This is a genomic window from Pseudoalteromonas sp. TAP-3C (genome assembly GCF_059888565.1).
This window is the reverse complement of record NZ_CM187618.1, coordinates 1398676-1418178: the sequence shown is the minus strand read 5'-3', so window position 1 is coordinate 1418178 and position 19503 is coordinate 1398676. Positions and strand designations below refer to the sequence as shown.

The window sequence follows — 19503 nt, the reverse complement described above, 5'->3', positions numbered from 1 at the left end:
TAATAGACAAAAAAATACCTCAGGCTAGGCTGAGGTATTATATAACAAAAAACTGTTTAACGATTGATTTTAATCATTCACTATTTTCCTGTTGTATCACAGTTATGACCTAGCAACATAAGTTCTCTAAGTGCTACTGAGAATTTTGCAAAATCATGACTTTGCGATGTTTTAAACTCAGTTAACATGTGCTTCCAACGTTGAAGTAGCAACTCTTGGCTTTGCATCCACTGTTCAATTTGAGCATCAACATCACTGCTATCACCTTCAAAGCTATTAAGAACCACTTCAGATAGCGTTCGTTGTTGCCAATCTAACTCTTCACGATAAGAAGCCCTTGCAAGTGCTTGCCAGTGATTAGAAACAGGCTGATTGGTAATTTGATCTAAGAACCAATGTAAGCCCATTTTCGCACCGAGTTTAAAGTAAGTATGTGACACCATATCAATACTACGCTGTGAATTTTGCGCAATCTGCGTTAAATCCATCACTGAGAATAAGCTTGATAATGACACAATACGTTGTGCAATAGCATCTGGTACACCGTTTTGTGTGAGTTGTTCACGTTCGCTTACAATACGCTCGTTTTCATTTTCCACGATGTATTTACTTAAGTTTTCACTTAAATCTGCAAATGTAGGTGCAAACATGTCAATCGCTTGTTCAATCGTTTGCGCTTTTGTACGATGACGCAAGAACCAACGTGTTGCCCGACGAACAGTACGACGTAATTGATACAACATTTCTGTTTGTACGCTTGCCGGTATCTTATTGTCTAAGTCACTAATAGATAACCATGTTTCACGCATTTGGAAAATTTCACTGGCAATTGAATAACATAATGCAATTTCAGCCTCATTTGCACCAGTTTCTTCATTCATACGCACCATGAAATTCAAACCCATATCGTTAACAATATTGTTTGCTAATTTGGTAGCGATAATTTCTTTGCGCAGTGGGTGGTGATTCATTGCATCGTTAAACTTCTCACGCAGTGGACGTGGGAATGATTTAACTAACAACTGACGATAATACGGATTTTCGGTAATTTCGTCAGTAACAAGTGACTCTTTAAGCACCATTTTGGCATAAGAGACCAGCACAGAAAGCTCAGGACGCGTTAAGTCTTTACCCGCAGCTGCGCGCTCTGCTAATTCTTCATCGGTAGGGATAAACTCAATAGCACGGTCCAACTTGCCCTCTTTTTCAAGCGCATGAATAAAGCGCACTTTTTCTTTAAGCGTAGACGTACCTTTTGATTGAGTAATTGAAAGAGTATGAGTCTGACGGTAACAATCTTTAAGTACTAATTCAGACACTTCATCGGTCATAGAGTAAAGTAACTCATCGCGTTGTTTACGGGTTAAATCCCCTTCAGCAACTAAGCCATTAAGTAAAATTTTAATGTTAACTTCGTTATCTGAACACGCAACACCACCTACGTTATCGATAAAGTCAGTGTTTACACGACCACCTTTAGTCGCAAATTCAATACGACCAAGTTGCGTTGTACCTAAATTACCCCCTTCGCCAAATACTTTAGCACCTAGGTCTTTACCATTTATGCGCAGCGCATCGTTTGCACGATCGCCTACATCGGCGTCTGTCTCTTTAGAGTGTTTAATGTAAGTACCAATACCACCATTCCAAAGCAAATCACAATCCATCATCAGTGATGCTTTGATTAACTCATTAGGTGTCATGCTGGCTTTTTTAGTACCTAACATTTTTTTCATTTCTGGAGTCAGGGAAATCGATTTTGCTGCACGTGAGAACACCCCACCGCCACTAGAAATTAATTCTTTGTTATAATCTTCCCACGATGAGCGTGGTAAGTTAAATAACCGCTCACGTTCTGGGTAAGAAACGGCTGCATCTGGGTTTGGATCGACAAATATATGCATGTGGTTAAATGCGACTTGCAAACGAATATGCTTTGATAACAACATACCATTACCAAATACATCGCCCGCCATATCGCCAATGCCAACAACAGTGAAATCTGTGGTTTGACAGTTAATATCCATTTCTCGGAAATGGCGTTTTACTGACTCCCATGCACCACGCGCAGTGATCCCCATCTTCTTATGGTCATAGCCAACCGACCCACCTGATGCGAATGCATCACCAAGCCAGAAGTTATATTCGTTTGCTATGCCATTAGCTATATCAGAGAATGTCGCTGTGCCTTTATCCGCTGCAACCACTAAATAAGCATCATCTTCATCGTGGCGAGTAACATTAATGGCAGGCACAACTTCACCGCGTTCAATGTTATCGGTGATATCAAGTAAACCACGAATGAAAATTTTATAACATTCTTGGCCTTCTTTAATAAACGCCTCACGTTCGCTCGGTAGTTGTTTACATACAAAGCCACCTTTTGAGCCTACCGGTACAATCACGGTATTTTTAACTTGCTGCGCTTTTACTAAGCCAAGTACTTCAGTGCGGAAATCTTCACGACGGTCTGACCAACGAAGACCACCACGCGCTACTTTACCAAAACGTAAATGCACACCTTCAACGCGTGGAGAATATACAAATATCTCAAATGCAGGCACTGGTAATGGCACGTCTGGAATTAAGCTTGGTTGTATTTTTAATGAAATATATGACTTAAGTTTACCCTCAGCATCCTTTTGGAAGTAGTTAGTACGCAGCGTTGCCACTATCATATCAACGTATAAACGGATAATACGGTCATCATCCAGATTGGCGACGTTTTCAAGCTCTAAATAAATTTCAGCCCCAAGTTTTGTCAGGGTTTTTTCACTGGCTGGGTTTTTAAGTGAGAATTTTTTAGCAAATAAATTAACAATTTTAGCGGCAATGTGCGGATAATTTGCAAATGTGCTTTCAATATATGTTTGTGAAAAGGTTACCCCAATTTGACGCATATATTTAGCATAGGCACGTAAAACAGATGCTTCACGGCCAGTTAATCCACCCATTAATACTAATCGGTTAAAGCCATCATTTTCTAAACGATTTGCCCATACACTGGTTAGTGCGGCACGAAAACGCGCTGAAATTTTATCAAAGTCAGCCATCCCTTTGCTATCAATGAGCATTGAGAAATCCATGATCCAATTAATGCTACCATCGCTGGTTTCAACTGAATAAGGTGTTTCACCAATTACTCGCAGGCCAAAGTTTTCAAGCATCGGCATAACATCAGATAAGTGAATTGGCTCATCTTTATGAAATAAGCTTAAACGAACAATATTACTGTTTGCTTCTTCTTGCGGACGGTAAAACAACATTTCCAGCTTGTTGTCATTATTAAGTAATTCAAGTTTTTCAATATCAACTACTGCGGCACTAGGTAGTACTTCTTCTTTATATGAGCGTGCAAACGCGTTGCAGTATTTACGATTTAGTTCATTTCCACGTACCTCACCCGCCGATTCAAGTAAGGCTGATTGTAGTTTGTCTTCCCAAGTACGAGCAGCTTCGATTAGGTTATTCTCTATGTCTTTCACGTTATATTCAATATTGTTGTCGGTCACACGAACGGTATAATGGGTACGCGCCAGTGTTGACTCAGAAAAATAAGTAGTAAATTCAACTTGCGCGTCAGAGTTAAACGCATTAGCTAAAATTGTCTGTGTTTCACGACGCAGCGCCGTGTTGTAACGTTCGCGCGGCACATACACCATGCATGATAAGAAACGGCCGTATGCATCTTTGCGCACAAATAAGCGACACATATCACGTTCTTGAATTTGTAATACGCCCATGGCAACGTCAAGTAGCTCGCGTTCACTAGCTTGCACAAGTTCATCACGCGGATAGGTCTCTAGGATATTTAATACAGCTTTGTAAGCATGTGTACCCTTAGCAAAATCACACATATCCATGATGCGATTAATTTTACTCTTAAGTACAGGCACATCAGCGGCGCTATTGTTATAAAAGTTTGATGAGAACAAGCCAATAAAACGATCTTCACCGATAACATTGCCTTTGTCGTCAAAACGCTTCACACCCACATAATCTATATAAGCAGGGCGATGCACACGAGACAGTGAATTTGTTTTAGTTAAAATCAGTAAATTACTGCTGCGCGCTTCTCTTTGCGCGACTTCAGGTAACTCAGAAAGTAAACGTGTGTGTTCAGTATCAGCGTTTTTCATTAATCCTAAGCTGGTATCCATTTTACCTTTTAACTGATAATCGCCTTGAACTGGCGATAGTTCATATTGACGATACCCCATCAAAGTAAAATTATCTTTTACCAACCAATCTAAAAACTCAACGGTTTCATTAACCTCGTTGTCATCTTTATCTTTGTGGTTTTTAGGTAAGCTTTTGCTAACCGCTATCAGTTTTTCGCGAATAGGCTGCCAATCTTCAACAGCCACCGAAACATCAACCAGTACAGATTCAAGTTCTTTTTTAAAAGATTCAATAACAGCAGTGTCTGTTTGACGGTCAATTTCGATAAAAAACACTGTTTTTGTAGAGGTTGATTCTTGTTCTGCTTTTAAACTTGATAATCCAGATATTTTTTCGTTTTTATCACGTTGAATTTTAAGTGGACTATGAAGAAGTAAGTGAGAGGCTATGTTTTCTCTGGTCATGGCCATACGCACAGAATCAACTAAAAATGGCATATCTTTAGCAATAATCTCTACAATAGTATGTGATGACTGCCAGCCATCTTTTGCCACTTCAGGATTAAAAACGCGAATAACGGCGTCATCTGATGTATTTTTTTCTAGCGAATTCCAAAGACTGAGTGCGGCACCATATAAATCACTGTCAATACGATTTGCCAAATCCTCTCTAGACATATTGCTGTACAAGGTTTTGGCGAATTTTTCAACGAGTAACACATTATCAGCGTGGACTTTTTTCTGGATGAGCTTGCAGACGTTATCTAAAATAACCGAGGCTTGGCCTTCTTTTCGTGTCATTGTATGTTCCTTAATCTATTACTACTAGTTAGTAGAATATTTGTACAGCCATTTATTAGCGTGGAGTCAGTTAAATTCTAACCCTTTTGAAACTAATAAACAGCCTTTTCGATGAAAACATTTTAAGCATTTCAGCTATTTGGTCATCTATTCACAAAATATAGATATAAATGGCCATTACTGGCCATTTTGGAGCAAATTTATTCACCTTCTTTTTTCTGGTCAGTCCAGAGTAAGCTGCCAATTGCGGGTAAAAGTAACACCGCCCCCAGCATATTTACTAAAAACATGAAGGTAAGCAGAATTCCCATATCTACTTGAAACTTCAAATCAGAAAAAATCCACGTACTTACACCTATTGCCAGTGTAATACCGGTAAATAATACAGCGCTTCCTCGTTCAATGAGTGCATTACGATATGCAATACTCAGAGGCACATTTTGTTTAAGCTGTCCCATCATAGATGACAAAATATAAATACCGTAATCAACACCAATACCCACACCTAATGCAATAACAGGCAAGGTAGAAACTGTTAAACCTATTTCAAGCTGCACCATTAGCGCTTGAGCAAGTGTTGATACAATATATAACGGAAGTACAACGGCAATCGTTGCCTTAACGCTCTTAAAACTCAACAAACAAAGCACAATAACTGCACCATAAACATAAAGCATCATGGGTATTTGTGCAGCCGATACTGACTCATTGGTTGCTGCCATAACACCCACAGGACCAGACGCCAATTTAAAAGCGAGCTTATCTGTCCCTTCTTCAGTTGCAAATTGTTTAACGTTTTTAATTACGTTATCAATCGTTTGCGCCTTATGATCATCTAAAAATATGATCACTGGCATCACAGAGCAATCCCCATTGAGTAAACCGGTACTGGTTTCAACACGTGAGGTGGCTTGTACTAAACTTGCGGAATTACGCGGCAAACTTTGCCACTTTAGATTTCCCTCGTTGTAACCGGCATTCACTGATTGTGCAACAGAGCTTAAACTTACCGCAGATTGAACCCCAGGTAAATTTTCAACTTTATATTGAAAACGTGATATTCGCTCCATCACATCATGCTCTGTACAAGCCGCTGGGTAAGCCTCAACAATAACTTTTAGAATATCCGAAGAAATGGTGTATTTATCTGATATTAAAAACGTATCTTGGTTATACCGTGCATCTTGATGCAATGACGGCGCGCCTGCGTGCAAATCACCAATACGCATTTTATCTGCTTGCCAATAACCCAATGCAAATAATACAAGCGTAAAGCCAATAATTATTTTTGCTGTTTTAGGATCTGTTGCTTTAACCAACAAATCACGCATGGCATCGAGTATATTTGGCTTATTTGCATCGCCCGATTGAATATGAATACTATTTTCAAAACGCATATACGATGCCCAAACAGGCAGTAAAATTAGGTTGGTAAATATAATAACCGCCACCCCTAAACTTGCGGTAATAGCAAGTTCACGAATAATACCAATATCAATCGTTAATAATGTTAAAAAGCCAACCGTGTCGGATAACAACGCAATACCGCCAGGAACCAATAAAGATCTGAAGCTTGACTGGCAACACACAGGAGTCGATTTACCCTCACCCACTTTTTTGCCTATTGCGTTAATCATTTGCACGCCATGGCTTACACCAATAGCAAACACTAAAAATGGCACTAAAATTGACATGGGATCAAGGCCAAAACCTAAGCTAGATAACAAGCCCAGTTGCCAAATAACAGCAATAATAGAGCACACAATAGGTAAAATAGTCAGTTTTATGCTGCCACAAAACAACCATACCATCACAAAAGTAAACGCGATGGCAATGGCAAAAAATAGCACCACCCCTTTAGCACCCTCTGCAATATCCCCGGCCATTTTTGCAAAACCAATAATATGGATACTTATATCATCAGTGCTGAGCGGTTCACGAACTTCGCTTTCTAGTTTTTTGGCAAAAGCAAGGGTGTCTAATTTTTCCTGAGTTTGCGGGTCAGTTTCTAATAGTTGCGCAGATACCATGGCACACGAATAATCGCTTGCTATCATCCGACCCACTACTTTAGCTTTTTCTATATTTTCTTTTACAACGCCCAAACCCTGCTTATCTGCTTTAAAATTGGCTGGAATAATGGGGCCACCGGCAAATCCATCTTCAACAACTTCAACAAAGCGCGCACTGGGTGAAAAAATTGAATTTACTAAAGGACGATTTATACCAGGAATAAAATAAAGCTGATCGTGTACGGCTTTTAACTGGGTGAAAAACTCAGGATTAAAAATATCGCCGCTGTCATCACATACTGAAATTAAAATACTATTTGCACCACCAAACTGCCTTTCGTGTTTGGTGTAAACCTTCATATACTCATGATTGAGCGGAATATTTTTGTTAAATGATGCATCAAGTTGAATCTGTGTTGCTTTAAAAACCAATAAACACGTGATCAACACAAAACTAACCAATACTATTAAGCGATGCCTAAAAATCGCTTTTTCTAAAAAATCTAAAATTGCTTGCATTAAGGGGTCAACTCCTTCACTTTAATGCCGTTTTCTGTCGCCATGATAAGTTTATCTTTAACAATCACGCCATCAAGAATCGCTTTACCATCCGCCATTTGCTCATACGACAGCGCATCGTCTTTTAGGTGAAAAATAACACCACTGTTAGCCAATAGCAGCCACTGTTTATTGTTATAGTTAATAATGCTATTAATAGTGGCGGTTTTGTCATTGTCTAATTGCTGCCACTGTGTAGTGTCGGTTTTTTTTATAAAAATATTACCGCGAAGCCCTGCAACAATCTGCTTTGATGTATCAGCTGCAAAACCAAAAAATGAACCAGGATAAATTTCATCTAAACGCTGCCATGTTTGGCCATCGTCATCACTTTTTGCCAACAGGCCCATTTCACCCACAAGTATCAATCCTGTGTTTGTCGGTTCTATACGATTAAAATGAGGCAAAATAGAAGAGGTCTCTATTTCATATCCTTGCGGGTCCGTTTCTTTCAAATCGTTTAAATAGTCTCTATCTTCACTAAATAATAATGAATCTAAAAAACGCTTTTGCCAGTTTTTACCACCGTCGCTAGTTTGATAAAACATGCCATAAGCACCCACTGCGTAACCATTTAAGTCATCTTTAAAATAAATATCTAAGCAAGGTTTATCTAAGGCTGAGTTGGCTTGTTGTAATTGCCAGTTATCACCGCCGTCTGTGGTATTGATAATAGTAGCATCATGTCCACATGCCCAACCATTAGCACTGTTTGTAAAGTCAACCGCTGTTAATAATACTTGCGTAGGCACCGACTGTGCTTGTTGCCAATCTTTACCATCTACACTTTTAATAACTGTGCCATGTTTACCAACAGCAATGAGCCCTGCAGACGTTTTTATAATGTCTGTAAGGAGTGTTTTATTTGCATTAATCGCGCTAATAGCATCTTGAGGCGCGCTATTTGCAAAACTTGCACTAGTTAAAAACAGGCTGGCATAGAGCAAATACTTCATAATATAAATTCGCCTTGAACTGAGGATTTGTTTGTCTGATATTAAGAGGAAAACCTGTGCGTTAAAAGACAAACGCGATGTGAAAGAAAAAAGGCACCTAGATAGCTAAGTGCCTGCTTTTATACTATCTACCAGCGCGACGTAAAGCACCTGATGTAAACTCATTGTCGTTAAACGATTGAGAAAAATCGTACATCTTTTGTTGGTTATCTAAACCAATGGCTAAATAACGTCGTGAATTTAAATCGTGATAAACTTCAAGCGTGCTCCAGTGTGTAGGAACCTCATAGTAATTAATACCATAAGCCATGGCTACACGATAAAGTTGGTCGCGGTTATCATAAATATCGGTAACATGTACTTGCCAACTGTCTTCATCTATATAAAACACACGTTTTTTATAAATGTGACGCGTATCGCCTTTTAAATTTGCTTCTACAACCCACACACGGTGTTTTTCATAACGCGTATGCTCAGGATTGATGTGGCCTGGTTTTAAAATATCATCATAGGATAGCTTATCACTGTGAAGCTTGTAACTATTGTAAGGAATATATAGCTCTTGCTTACCTTTTAACGTCCAGTCATAACGATTTGGCGAGCCGTTAAACATATCAAAGTCATCGGTTGTGCGCAGGCTATCTGCTGCTGTGCCCGGTGCATCATAAGCAACATTTGGCGCACGGCGCACACGACGCTGGCCTGAATTGTACGTCCACGCTTGACGAGGAGTTAATATTTGATCCATGGTTTCATGAACTAATAACGCCGTACCTGCCAAACGAGCAGGCTCAGTGACTTGCTGTTTAAACTTAAACAAAATATTAGAATCTTTTAGCTCAGCGGGTGTTGCATTTGGATCTGAGTATTTAACTAACAACTGCTCGTCAAAGCCGACATAGCTATACGAACCTGATGCGGTAGGTGCAGCTTGGCCACCAAAACGTTCAATTGACTGGCCACGATAGCGAAGTAAATGGTTCCAAATTGCCTCTAAACCCGTTTTAGGAATTGGAAATGGAATACCAATCGCTGTGCTCTTAATACCATTACCGCCCTCTACTAACTCAGCTGTTGTAGCAAACTGTTTAGTCGCATCGTATACATACTGAGGGAAAGACGCTGAACGACGGGTTTTGTAAATTGGCATTTTAAATGTATCAGGGTACGCGTCAAATAATGCTATTTGCCCTGGACTTAGGTTTTCTTTGTATTTATCAATATTGCTTTTATCAATAGTGAATAAAACGTCATCAGTTGCATAAGGGTCTAAGTGGTGCATACCTGGCTCATAACCAGCTGGTACTTGTGTAATACCGCCGTTCCAAGCAGGTATTGAACCATCAGCATTCGCTGCTATTTCTGCACCCAGTGGACTCAAATCTTTACCAAGACGAGCTGCCTCTTCTGGGCTAATTTTAGCCAATGCGCCGTGACTTGCAAACAAACTACAAAACGCTGTAGCAATGAGGGTAGGTTTTTTAATCATAATAATGTTACCCCTAAATAGAATATTTTAAGTTAAAAGAAACGTAATCTCGGTCAGAGAAAGTGTTGATGTCGCCACCCCCCCAAAATGCGTTGTAACTAACATCTAAAGACCATGCATTTTGATAGTTAAAGCTCATAGTTGCACCTAATGATTTACGATCTTCAATGAATAAGAACATGGGATCCGGTGTATTACCATTTACATCATGCGAAAACACAAAGCGAGGTGAGAAATTAACACCATCATAAATATTATAATAATCACCTTTAGCAATCAGGCGGTAGCCCCATGATGAAGCACTAGCAAACGATTTTTGTTCAGGGCCATTTGATAACGCCATCTGAAGTGCAGAATAATCTGAGCTCCCTGGACCTTGAATAACACCGCTTCGACCAGTACCTGAAACATTTAAACGCATTTCATCGTATTTGGGCATATTATTAATACGTACACCACCAATTTCACCTACAACCGCCCAGCTATCAGCACCTAGTGACGGGCCAAATAAATGCGTTGCTGTAAACTGCAGTTGTGCAGTATTGCGTTCAATATAGCCCTTAGCAAGTTCACCTGGGCCTACTACACTTAAAGCATCCCCTTTACTCATTTGCGAAATACCCGCAAATTCAGGGCGTAAACCAGCAATAGCTAATTGTTCAGGCATAGCAGCATAAAGTAATTCTACATCGTCAATTTGCAACGGTTCGTCTTCACGAAAGGTAAATTCACCCGCAAACGCGGTCCCGCCAAGCGGAGTATTAAAACTTAAGCCATATAGTTTAATGTCTTCAGGGTATTCGTTTGTCGCTTTGGCAAATGCTTTTAAGTCGGAGACATTATCAGAAGTGATTTCTGTTGTGGCAATCATCGCTAAATCTTGCTGGATTGATGCCTGCGTAAAATTAGACACGCGCCCCGATATAAGTGGACGACGACTGTGGTAATTAACGTGGTAAAGTGCCACTTCAGTATCGTTCCACTGTGGTAAAAACATGCCTAAGCGCAAACCGTATTGGCCACCATCGTCAGGTTCTGTTTTACCGTCATACCCTTTGCCTTTGAGGGCAACCTTGGTGGGGTGCGCTAAATACATATTTGCCAGTAACTGTTTGCCAGCCGCGCTTGATGGGTCAATACCTTGACTTGCAGCCACTTGACCATAAGTGCTCATTAGGTTATTTAAACTATCTGTTAAGAACGCTAAATCAATGTCAGGGTTTGAAGTAAAGCCCAGTTGCACATTTTGCTGATAACCGTTTTCAGCGGCAAAGTCATTGGTAGAGAAATAAGTTCCCGCCGCAGGTAGGCGTGTTTCATGCCATTGGTACTGATAAAAGCCCTCTAACGTCATGTTTTCTGTCAGCCCTAATGAGGCCCACAGCATTCCCACCGGAATAAATGCTTCTTTTAGTTCAGCACCGGGGGCTTTTAATCTGTCTATATCGACCGGGTTTACGTTAATACCGTGAGAAATTAACGTACTTTCCCCCCAGTTAACCACTTGCTGACCAAGCCGAATTGAAAGCGGGTTTTTACCCTCATTTAAATCAAAGTTTGCCCACACATAAGCATCAAGTAAACGAATGTCAGCACAGCTTTGTTCTTTCGTATCATCGTCATCACATGGGTCAACTCCACCACCTGATGTGGGGTTAACATAGGCACGGTTGCCATCCATCAATTCAAAATCATAAAAATACATAAAACGGGTAAATAACCCGTAGTTATCTTTACTTATTGATAAATCATGGGTGCCCTTTAATAGTTTTGAGAAAGACTCACCGCTATCAAAGTTTAAACCACCCGCATCGCCGTTATTCGAGTAAGAGCCCGGCTGTGCCCACACGTCTTGAGAAGAGTAAATCGTGTTGATTGCAGGGTTATAACCCGTCCAATCAAACGATGGGTTATTACTTTTACCAATGAGATTAAAGTCACGGTCTTCAACGCGAACGCTCTGCCCATAAGAAAAAGTAGAATCAAAGGTGATATCAAAACCACCGGCCTCAAATGTTGCAGCCTGTGTCTGTGCTGCTGATAAACCTATAGCCGCAGCTGTTAAGCCAAGTACTATTTTATTTTTAACAAAAAGCGATCTTCTTATCATTTTGGTTCCCCCCTGTCGCGGGTATTTTGTGTGATCAAGTTATTGTTTTTAGTATAATCGTAACGATAGAAGCGAATTAAACAAATTACAAATGGTCGCCTTCAATCAGTTATAAATTTTTTACTTGTTTGACGTTTACGTATTGGTAAGACGTCCTACCAGATAATTTATACACGTAAATTAACAATAGAACAAATCGAAATTAACAAAAAGGCAATATTTGTAGGTATTTATATCACAAAAAAATATAACTAAGCTACTCGTTCAAGACGGATGAACTTGTTTTCATTGCTTAAAATAAGTCTAAATCGGCCTCGAATACCCAAACTAGAGATAAACGGACGAAGGTGATGGGCAGAAAAACGAATGGTTTTGCCATTATCGGCTGTCACTTGAATTGAGCTATACCGGCCATGGTAATAGTCCATGCACTCGGTATAGCTCAAATGTATACTAAAATAATATTCTATCATGATTTATTGTAAGGCTTTTTCAACCTTTTCAAATAAATCGTCACTCAATCCGACTAAGTTTGCTAAGCGCTCTAGCTGGGCCTTCATTGCACTAGCGCGAGTCTCATCATATCGACGCCATGACATAAACGGGGTTAACATGCGTGATGCGTTTTGTGGGTTAATGTCATTAAGCTTAATCAACAAATCGCCAAGTAACTCATAACCTTTACCATCTAAGCGGTGAAACTGCGCTGTATTAAAATGAGAGAAACTTCCTACTAACGCGCGCACACGATTTGGGTTTGAAAAATCAAAACAAGGATGGGTATACAATCCCTTAATTTTTTCAATCGCATCATCGCCACTGTTCATCGCTTGCAGCGCAAACCATTTATCCATTACTAGCACGTCATGACGCCACTGACTGTCAAAATGCCCGAGTAATTGATTGGATAATGGATGTACCGCTTTAACAACACTGCTAAGCGCGCCTAGCACGTTGGTCATATTGGTCGATGACGCGGCTTGTTCAATTAAACTTACAGCTTTAGCACTGTCGGTTTTTGCTAAGTAGTGTAAACAAAGCTGCTTAAGGGCGCGAATAGCCACCGCTTGGGCACTTACGCTGCCATCATCGGTGATTGCTTGGTAACAGCTTAAAAATTCAGCTTGAAGTTGCGTGGCGATTTGCTGTTCGAACAACTCAATATTACTGGTAATATCATCAACCGGTATTACGTCAAACTCAGCAGCTAAGGTATCAAAACTCGGCAGCTTTAAAAGTTCAGCAATTAGCGCTAAATCACCCTCACGCTGAGAAATTAATGTTCGTAACGCACCAATTACATCACCGCTCAATGGTAAATTACTTGCTGAAACAACGTTTGCTTTGAGCGCATTAATAAACAGTTGTTGTTGTGCATCCCAACGTGAAAAATCACTGCGTGCAAAACGCATAATATGTAACAAATCAGCCTCAGTCACATGCTGATTTAAAATACACGGTGCTGAAAAATCTTCCAGTAACACGGCGATTGGGTTACTTTTTATCGTATCAAAATAAAACGTTTGCTTAGCTTGAGTTACATTTAATACATGATCAAGCTGTTTACCTTGGTATTGCAAGGCAATACTCTGGCCTTGTGAATCTAAAAGTTCAATCGCAAAAGGGATATGCAACATTGCATTTTCAGGCTGATTTAGTGGCGCTAGTTGCTCAATGGTGAGAGTGAATATTTGTGCGCTTTCATCATAGGCTTTCGTCACATTTAAACGCGGTGTACCACAGTGATTATACCAACGCTTAAATTGTGATAAATCAATTGAAGATGCATCACTCATAGCAGCAACAAAGTCATCACAGGTGACCGCTTGACCATCATGACGCTCAAAATACAATGTCATACCTTTTTGAAAGTTTTTCTCACCTAACAGAGTGTGCATCATACGAATAACTTCAGCCCCTTTGTCATACACTGTCACAGTGTAAAAGTTATTCATTTCAATCACTTTTTCTGGACGTATAGGATGAGCCATTGGGCCTGCATCTTCACTAAATTGATGAGTACGCATTACTTTTACTGCATCAATTCTATTGAGCGCGCGCGAACCCAGGTCACTACTAAATTCTTGATCTCTAAATACCGTTAAGCCTTCTTTTAAAGACAATTGAAACCAATCACGACACGTAACACGGTTACCTGTCCAATTATGAAAGTACTCATGTCCGACAATAGACTCAATGGTATGAAAATCTTTATCAGTTGCGGTCTGTTGATTTGCTAACACGCATTTGCTGTTAAATATATTTAACCCTTTATTTTCCATTGCTCCCATATTGAAAAAATCAACGGCAACAATCATATAAATATCAAGGTCGTATTCTAAATTAAAACGTGACTCATCCCATGCCATCGCTTTTTTAAGCGAGGTCATGGCATGCGCTGTTTTAGGTAAGTTTCCTTTATCAACAAATAACGCTAGGGTGACGTCTTTACCACTGCGGGTTGTGTATTTATCGTGTAAAACATCAAAGTCCCCTGCCACTAAAGCAAACAAATAACTCGGCTTTTTGAACGGGTCTTGCCATTTTACAAAATGACGCCCATCGTGTGTTTCGCCACTGTCCACTTGGTTACCATTAGAAAGTAAATGTGGGAATGTCGTATCGGCAATTATCGTTACATCAAACGTTGAAAGTACATCAGGGCGGTCCATATAATAAGTTATTTTTCTGAACCCTTGCGCTTCGCATTGAGTACAGTAGGCCCCACCCGATAAATACAAGCCCTCAAGTGAGGTGTTTGTTTGCGGTGATGTTTGCGTCACTATGCTTAGCTGGCATTGTTCAGGCAGATTATTAATAATTAATTGCTCATTTATAATACTGTAATCTGTCAGCTCTGTGCCTTCAATTGACAAAGAGATCAAGGTTAAGTCAATGCCATCTAATACCAGAGGAGCATTTGCATCACCCACGCGGTTAAGCGTCAACAAAGCATTGACTTGAGTTGTTAACGGCTGCAAGTCGAAAGTCAGCTCTGTATGTTCAATTGAAAAATCAGGGGCTTTGTAGTCTTTTAAATATTCTGCTTGCGGTTTTTGTAGTTCAGTCATGATCACTCCAAAAAAATAGCTCCTTTTAATAATAAAAAGGAGCTACTTAAATTAAGCCATTTGTTTAGGTTTGATACGCAGTATCTTAATACCTAAGTAAGCGTAAATAACGGCTAAGAAAGGATTTATAAGGTTAAAGAAGGCATAAAGTGCATAATCAAAAGGATTGATTAATAGAACACTTTGCATATACGCACCACAAGTATTCCATGGTATGAGCGGGCTGGTTATGGTGCCACCATCTTCTAGCGTACGTGACAAGTTAACGGGCTTTAAGCCGCGTTTTTTGTATTCTTCTTTAAACATACGCCCAGGTACAACTATAGCAATATACTGATCGGCCGCGATAATATTAGTACCAATACAGGTTGCAATTGTAGAGGCTATCAGTGAGCCGGTGCTTTTAGCGACTTTAAGGATACTTTTAACGAATATATCAAGCAGCCCCGTTTTTTCCATAATTGCACCGAACATCAGTGCCGTCATAATCAGCCAAGTGGTTGTTAACATAGCTGACATACCGCCGCCACTGAGTAACGAGTCCATTTTTTCATCACCCGTGTTAATGGTAAAACCATCAAAAAATGTCGTCCAAACAAGTTTAAAGTAACCAACAAATTCGCCCTGACTGATATCAATTTGACTAGCAATTAAATCGGATTGAAATAACATTGCCCACACGGCACCTATCACAGCACCGATTGAAATAGCCGGAAAGGCTGGCATTTTTCTGATGGCTAGCACGAGTAACACGATTAAAGGCACTAACATCTCTAAACCAATATTAAAGTTTTGTTGAAGAATCGATGTTATATGGTTTATTTGACCTGCTTCGCCTGCAACCGTGGCGTTAAAGCCCATAAATACAAAGATAATTAATGCAATCACAAAGCTCGGAACAGTCGTCCATAGCATGTGGTGTATATGTTCAAATAAATCGGCTCCAGCAACGGCAGGTGCCAAATTAGTTGTTTCTGATAATGGACTTAGTTTATCGCCAAAATAAGCGCCTGATATAACGGCACCGGCGGTTACTGTAGGCTCAAGTCCAAGTCCAGAAGCAACGCCTAGTAAAGCAACACCAATCGTCGCAGCCGTTGTCCATGAACTACCAATACTCATGGCAACAATGCCACAAATTAAACAACTCGCCGCATAAAACCAGCTAGGGTTGATAATTTGTAGGCCGTAATAAATTAAGGTTGGTACAGTTCCAGATAATAACCAAGTGCCAATTAAGGCCCCCACCATAAGTAAGATTAAAATAGCGCTGAGCGATAAGGTGATCCCCTCAATCATTGCATCTTCTAATTTTTTCCATGTGTAGCCATTTTTTAAACCAATCAAGGCAGCTGCAAATGTTGCAAACAACAAGGCAATTTGATTTGGCCCCGATGATGAGTCATCACCAAATAGGTACACAGCGGCACCTAATAAGCAAATCAATACTGCGATTGGGATAAGTGCATCAAATAACGAGGCACTTTTTAATGGTTTTTCTTCAATGGGCTTCAAAATATAGACTCCTACACACATCCAGTGCATGTTGATTATTTTTATTAGCACGTACGCGCATTTATTGAGCAACCTTGATCTAGCTCAACTTTTAGTAGTCGGCGATTATAACAATTTAGTAAATTATCGATAGTAAAAAAGGCGCTTTAGCGCCTTTTTATAGAATATAGCTTTTTTACTGCTTAGCTACACGACCATAGTTAATATAATCTTGGGTGATAAGTGCGGCTTCTTCTAGGAATGGATCCAACTTTTCAATGACCTCGGGTACATCATCAAGGTTTTCTACAGCCGATTTGCCTAAACGTTTTAGACGCTCATTAGTGCGCGCTAGTGCTCGGGCTTCATTCTCATCTTTTTCTTTAATACGTATTTTTTCAACTAAAGAAATAGTTTTACGATCTTTCTCTTCGTTGTAACGTGCAATATCTTCAAATACATAATTAAATTCAGGCTCTGATTTAATTCGTTCACTATGTTGTTTTTCAAGCACACTAATAACCGGAGTTAAACGCCCTATTTGCTTATATTGTGCTGCTACTATGCTATCCCAAGGAAGCGCATTATCTTGTTTACTTTCGCCCCATTCTGCGGGGTCAATCGCTGAGGGAAAAGTAATATCTGGGATCACGCCTTTGTGCTGCGTACTGCCACCATTGATTCGGTAAAATTTAGCAATGGTATATTGCACGCTTCCTAATGGGTTATCATACAAATCATAAGCGCGAGCCAGGCCTTTGTGCTGCTGCACAGTGCCTTTACCAAAGGTTTGCTCGCCTATAATCACTGCACGACCATAGTCTTGCATTGCGGCGGCAAAGATTTCAGACGCAGATGCACTGTATCTATCTACCAGTACGGTAAGTGGGCCGTCATAATAAGTAATGCCATCCCGATCTTTTTGCTCTTCAATGCGATTATTTAATGTATGAATTTGTACCACTGGGCCTTGATCAAAAAACAGCCCTGATAGTTGGGTTGCTTCATACAATGACCCTCCACCATTTTGACGTAAATCTATAATAATACCGTCAACTTTTTGCTCTTTGAGTTTTGCCAATTCAACTTTAACGTCTTTAGACAAATTATTGTAAAAACCAGGAATTTCAATTACCCCAATTTTACTAGTAAGATCTGAGTAACTCGCTTCAAATACCTCTGATTTTGCCGCTCTATCTTCTAAACGGATTTTATCACGAACAATCTCAACTATTTTTGGTGTTCCGTGAGCATCGACCCCTTTTAAATACTGCAGGCGTACTTTTGTGCCTTTAGGGCCTTTGATAAGGTCGACTACGTCATCTAAACGCCAGCCAATAACATCAACAAATTCTTCGCCATCTTGAGCAACACCAATAATGCGGTCATCGGCCTTGATTTGATCTGTTTTATCAGCAGGGCCACCTGGTACTAAACTGCGAATAACGGTGTAATCTTCATCTGGTGTTAAAACAGCGCCAATCCCTTCAAGCTCTAAGTCCATGTCCATTTTAAATTGTTCAGCACGACGCGGTGACAAATAGGATGTATGTGCTTCAATACTGCGTGCCAGTGAATTCATCAAAATTTGGAAGGCATCTTCTGACTTTGATTGTACAAGGCGTTTCTCAGCGTTTTTGTATCGCTTGGTCAACACCTCTTTTATGTCAGTCCACTCTTTGCCGGTCATTTTTAAACGCAGCGCATCGTATTTTACTCGCTCACGCCAAATTTCATCTAACTGTGCTTGTGAAGTCGCCCATGGCACCTCTTCACGATCGTAAAAGTAGTCATCATCTTCGTCAAACGTCATTTCATTTTCAAGTAACGAAAGCGAAAATTCATATCGCTCAAAACGACGTTTAAGGCTTAAATTGAAAATATCAAATGTGAACCCTAGCTTGCCGCTGATAAGCGCATTATCAAAAAGAGAACGATATTGCTCAAATGAATCAATATCGCTTTTTAAAAACACACTTTTATTAAAATCAAGGGATTCGATATAACGGTCAAACACTTTACTGGAAAGCTCATCATTAAATCGAACCGGTGTGTAGTGTGAACGAGTAAATAGATTAGCCACTCGCTTGCTAGCTGTAGCGTGCTGACTTTCTTGTTTTAACAAAGGTAAGTCTTCTACTGTTACCTGCTCTACTGCAGCAAATAAAGAACCTGAAAACAGTGCAGCAACTAACGGAATGAGTCTAAACTTTTTACTCATACACAACTCCTTAATTTTTTTCGCAACTTAAATAATGTATAAGCTATCGGCTTTGGTTTTTACTTGCATACCGGTCACTAGTTCAACGTGAACATCGTCTTTGTTTACTTCAGTGATTACTGCATTAACAAGTGCTTGGCCAAGTTTAACTTTAACCTTGTTGTTAACCTTGACCTCACCTGCAGGTAAAGGTTCAACTTTTCCTGAACGCTTAGGCGCAGCGGCTTTGGCAGGTTTTGCTGCAGGTGATGGATTTTTAGCCGCATTTGCTGGTTTCTTTTTGAGAGTTTTTGCATCTGAGTCTTGGCGTGGGCGTTGCTGCTTTTTGCGTTTTGCCATTTTAGCACGGCTTTCTTCCAACGCTTTTTGTGCGTGGTCTATATGCTCTTGCTCAACTTTTTCGCCTTGATTTCCGTCAAGATCAATACGGAATTCAGATTTAGTAACCGCTTCAAGATAGCGCCAGTTAGAAGTGTACTTTCTAAGTGCTTGGCGTACTTGAGTCTTACTTACTTTTTCAGAGCCTTCAATACGCTCAGCGATATCTTTAAAAATACCGACTTTCAGCGGCTGAATGCCTTCTTTTTGTTTAAAACATTGTGGGAATTCTTGGTACAAGAACGCCAATACTTCATTAATATCTTTTAGCTTGTTTGTGGTTTCCATTTTA

10 protein-coding genes are annotated in these 19503 nt (G+C 40.0%); all 10 read right to left on the bottom strand.

Annotated elements, in window-relative coordinates:
• Window positions 1-80 precede the first annotated feature (80 nt).
• The 10 genes from AC6H44_RS06715 to proQ all read right to left on the bottom strand — a co-directional run bounded on the left by AC6H44_RS06715 (window position 81) and on the right by proQ (window position 19499).
• Window positions 81-4922 carry an NAD-glutamate dehydrogenase gene (locus AC6H44_RS06715; RefSeq protein ID WP_500738108.1) on the bottom strand — a complete coding sequence of 1614 codons (4842 nt, stop codon included), beginning with the start codon at window positions 4920-4922 and terminating at the stop codon, window positions 81-83.
• 200 nt (window positions 4923-5122) lie between these two features.
• Entirely contained in the window at window positions 5123-7453 is a 2331-nt protein-coding gene (locus tag AC6H44_RS06710; protein ID WP_500738107.1) for an efflux RND transporter permease subunit, read from the bottom strand.
• Window positions 7453-8448: a WD40/YVTN/BNR-like repeat-containing protein gene (locus AC6H44_RS06705; RefSeq protein WP_500738106.1), complete on the bottom strand. Its 996-nt coding sequence runs from the start codon at window positions 8446-8448 to the stop codon at window positions 7453-7455. The genes AC6H44_RS06710 and AC6H44_RS06705 overlap by 1 nt, the downstream gene beginning before the upstream one ends.
• Window positions 8449-8572: 124 nt before the next feature.
• A complete protein-coding gene (locus tag AC6H44_RS06700; protein ID WP_500738105.1) occupies window positions 8573-9937 on the bottom strand; it encodes a DUF1329 domain-containing protein in 1365 nt (454 codons plus the stop codon).
• A 13-nt stretch (window positions 9938-9950) separates the two neighbouring features.
• A complete protein-coding gene (locus AC6H44_RS06695; RefSeq protein ID WP_500738104.1) occupies window positions 9951-12047 on the bottom strand; it encodes a DUF1302 domain-containing protein in 2097 nt (698 codons plus the stop codon).
• A 251-nt stretch (window positions 12048-12298) separates the two neighbouring features.
• Window positions 12299-12520: a DUF2835 domain-containing protein gene (locus AC6H44_RS06690; protein ID WP_500738103.1), complete on the bottom strand. Its 222-nt coding sequence runs from the start codon at window positions 12518-12520 to the stop codon at window positions 12299-12301.
• Between the two features lie 3 nt (window positions 12521-12523).
• Entirely contained in the window at window positions 12524-15118 is a 2595-nt protein-coding gene (gene pepN / locus AC6H44_RS06685; RefSeq protein WP_500738102.1) for an aminopeptidase N, read from the bottom strand.
• 51 nt (window positions 15119-15169) lie between these two features.
• Window positions 15170-16654: a Na+/H+ antiporter NhaC gene (nhaC, locus tag AC6H44_RS06680; RefSeq protein WP_500738391.1), complete on the bottom strand. Its 1485-nt coding sequence runs from the start codon at window positions 16652-16654 to the stop codon at window positions 15170-15172.
• A 154-nt stretch (window positions 16655-16808) separates the two neighbouring features.
• A complete protein-coding gene (gene prc, locus AC6H44_RS06675; RefSeq protein WP_500738101.1) occupies window positions 16809-18833 on the bottom strand; it encodes a carboxy terminal-processing peptidase in 2025 nt (674 codons plus the stop codon).
• Between the two features lie 27 nt (window positions 18834-18860).
• The gene (gene proQ, locus AC6H44_RS06670) at window positions 18861-19499 is read right to left on the bottom strand and encodes an RNA chaperone ProQ (RefSeq protein ID WP_500738100.1); all 639 of its coding nucleotides are present in this window, start codon (window positions 19497-19499) and stop codon (window positions 18861-18863) included.
• Between the last annotated feature and the right edge of the window lie 4 nt (window positions 19500-19503).

Excerpts from the sequence above, each read along its gene's own strand:
- AC6H44_RS06715 (WP_500738108.1), bottom strand. The coding sequence starts at position 4,922 with ATGACACGAAAAGAAGGCCAAGCCTCGGTTATTTTAGATAACGTCTGC.
- pepN (WP_500738102.1), bottom strand. The coding sequence starts at position 15,118 with ATGACTGAACTACAAAAACCGCAAGCAGAATATTTAAAAGACTACAAA.
- AC6H44_RS06705 (WP_500738106.1), bottom strand. The coding sequence starts at position 8,448 with ATGAAGTATTTGCTCTATGCCAGCCTGTTTTTAACTAGTGCAAGTTTT.
- AC6H44_RS06695 (WP_500738104.1), bottom strand. The coding sequence starts at position 12,047 with ATGATAAGAAGATCGCTTTTTGTTAAAAATAAAATAGTACTTGGCTTA.
- nhaC (WP_500738391.1), bottom strand. The coding sequence starts at position 16,654 with ATGTGTGTAGGAGTCTATATTTTGAAGCCCATTGAAGAAAAACCATTA.
- prc (WP_500738101.1), bottom strand. The coding sequence starts at position 18,833 with ATGAGTAAAAAGTTTAGACTCATTCCGTTAGTTGCTGCACTGTTTTCA.
- AC6H44_RS06710 (WP_500738107.1), bottom strand. The coding sequence starts at position 7,453 with ATGCAAGCAATTTTAGATTTTTTAGAAAAAGCGATTTTTAGGCATCGC.
- proQ (WP_500738100.1), bottom strand. The coding sequence starts at position 19,499 with ATGGAAACCACAAACAAGCTAAAAGATATTAATGAAGTATTGGCGTTC.
- AC6H44_RS06690 (WP_500738103.1), bottom strand. The coding sequence starts at position 12,520 with ATGATAGAATATTATTTTAGTATACATTTGAGCTATACCGAGTGCATG.
- AC6H44_RS06700 (WP_500738105.1), bottom strand. The coding sequence starts at position 9,937 with ATGATTAAAAAACCTACCCTCATTGCTACAGCGTTTTGTAGTTTGTTT.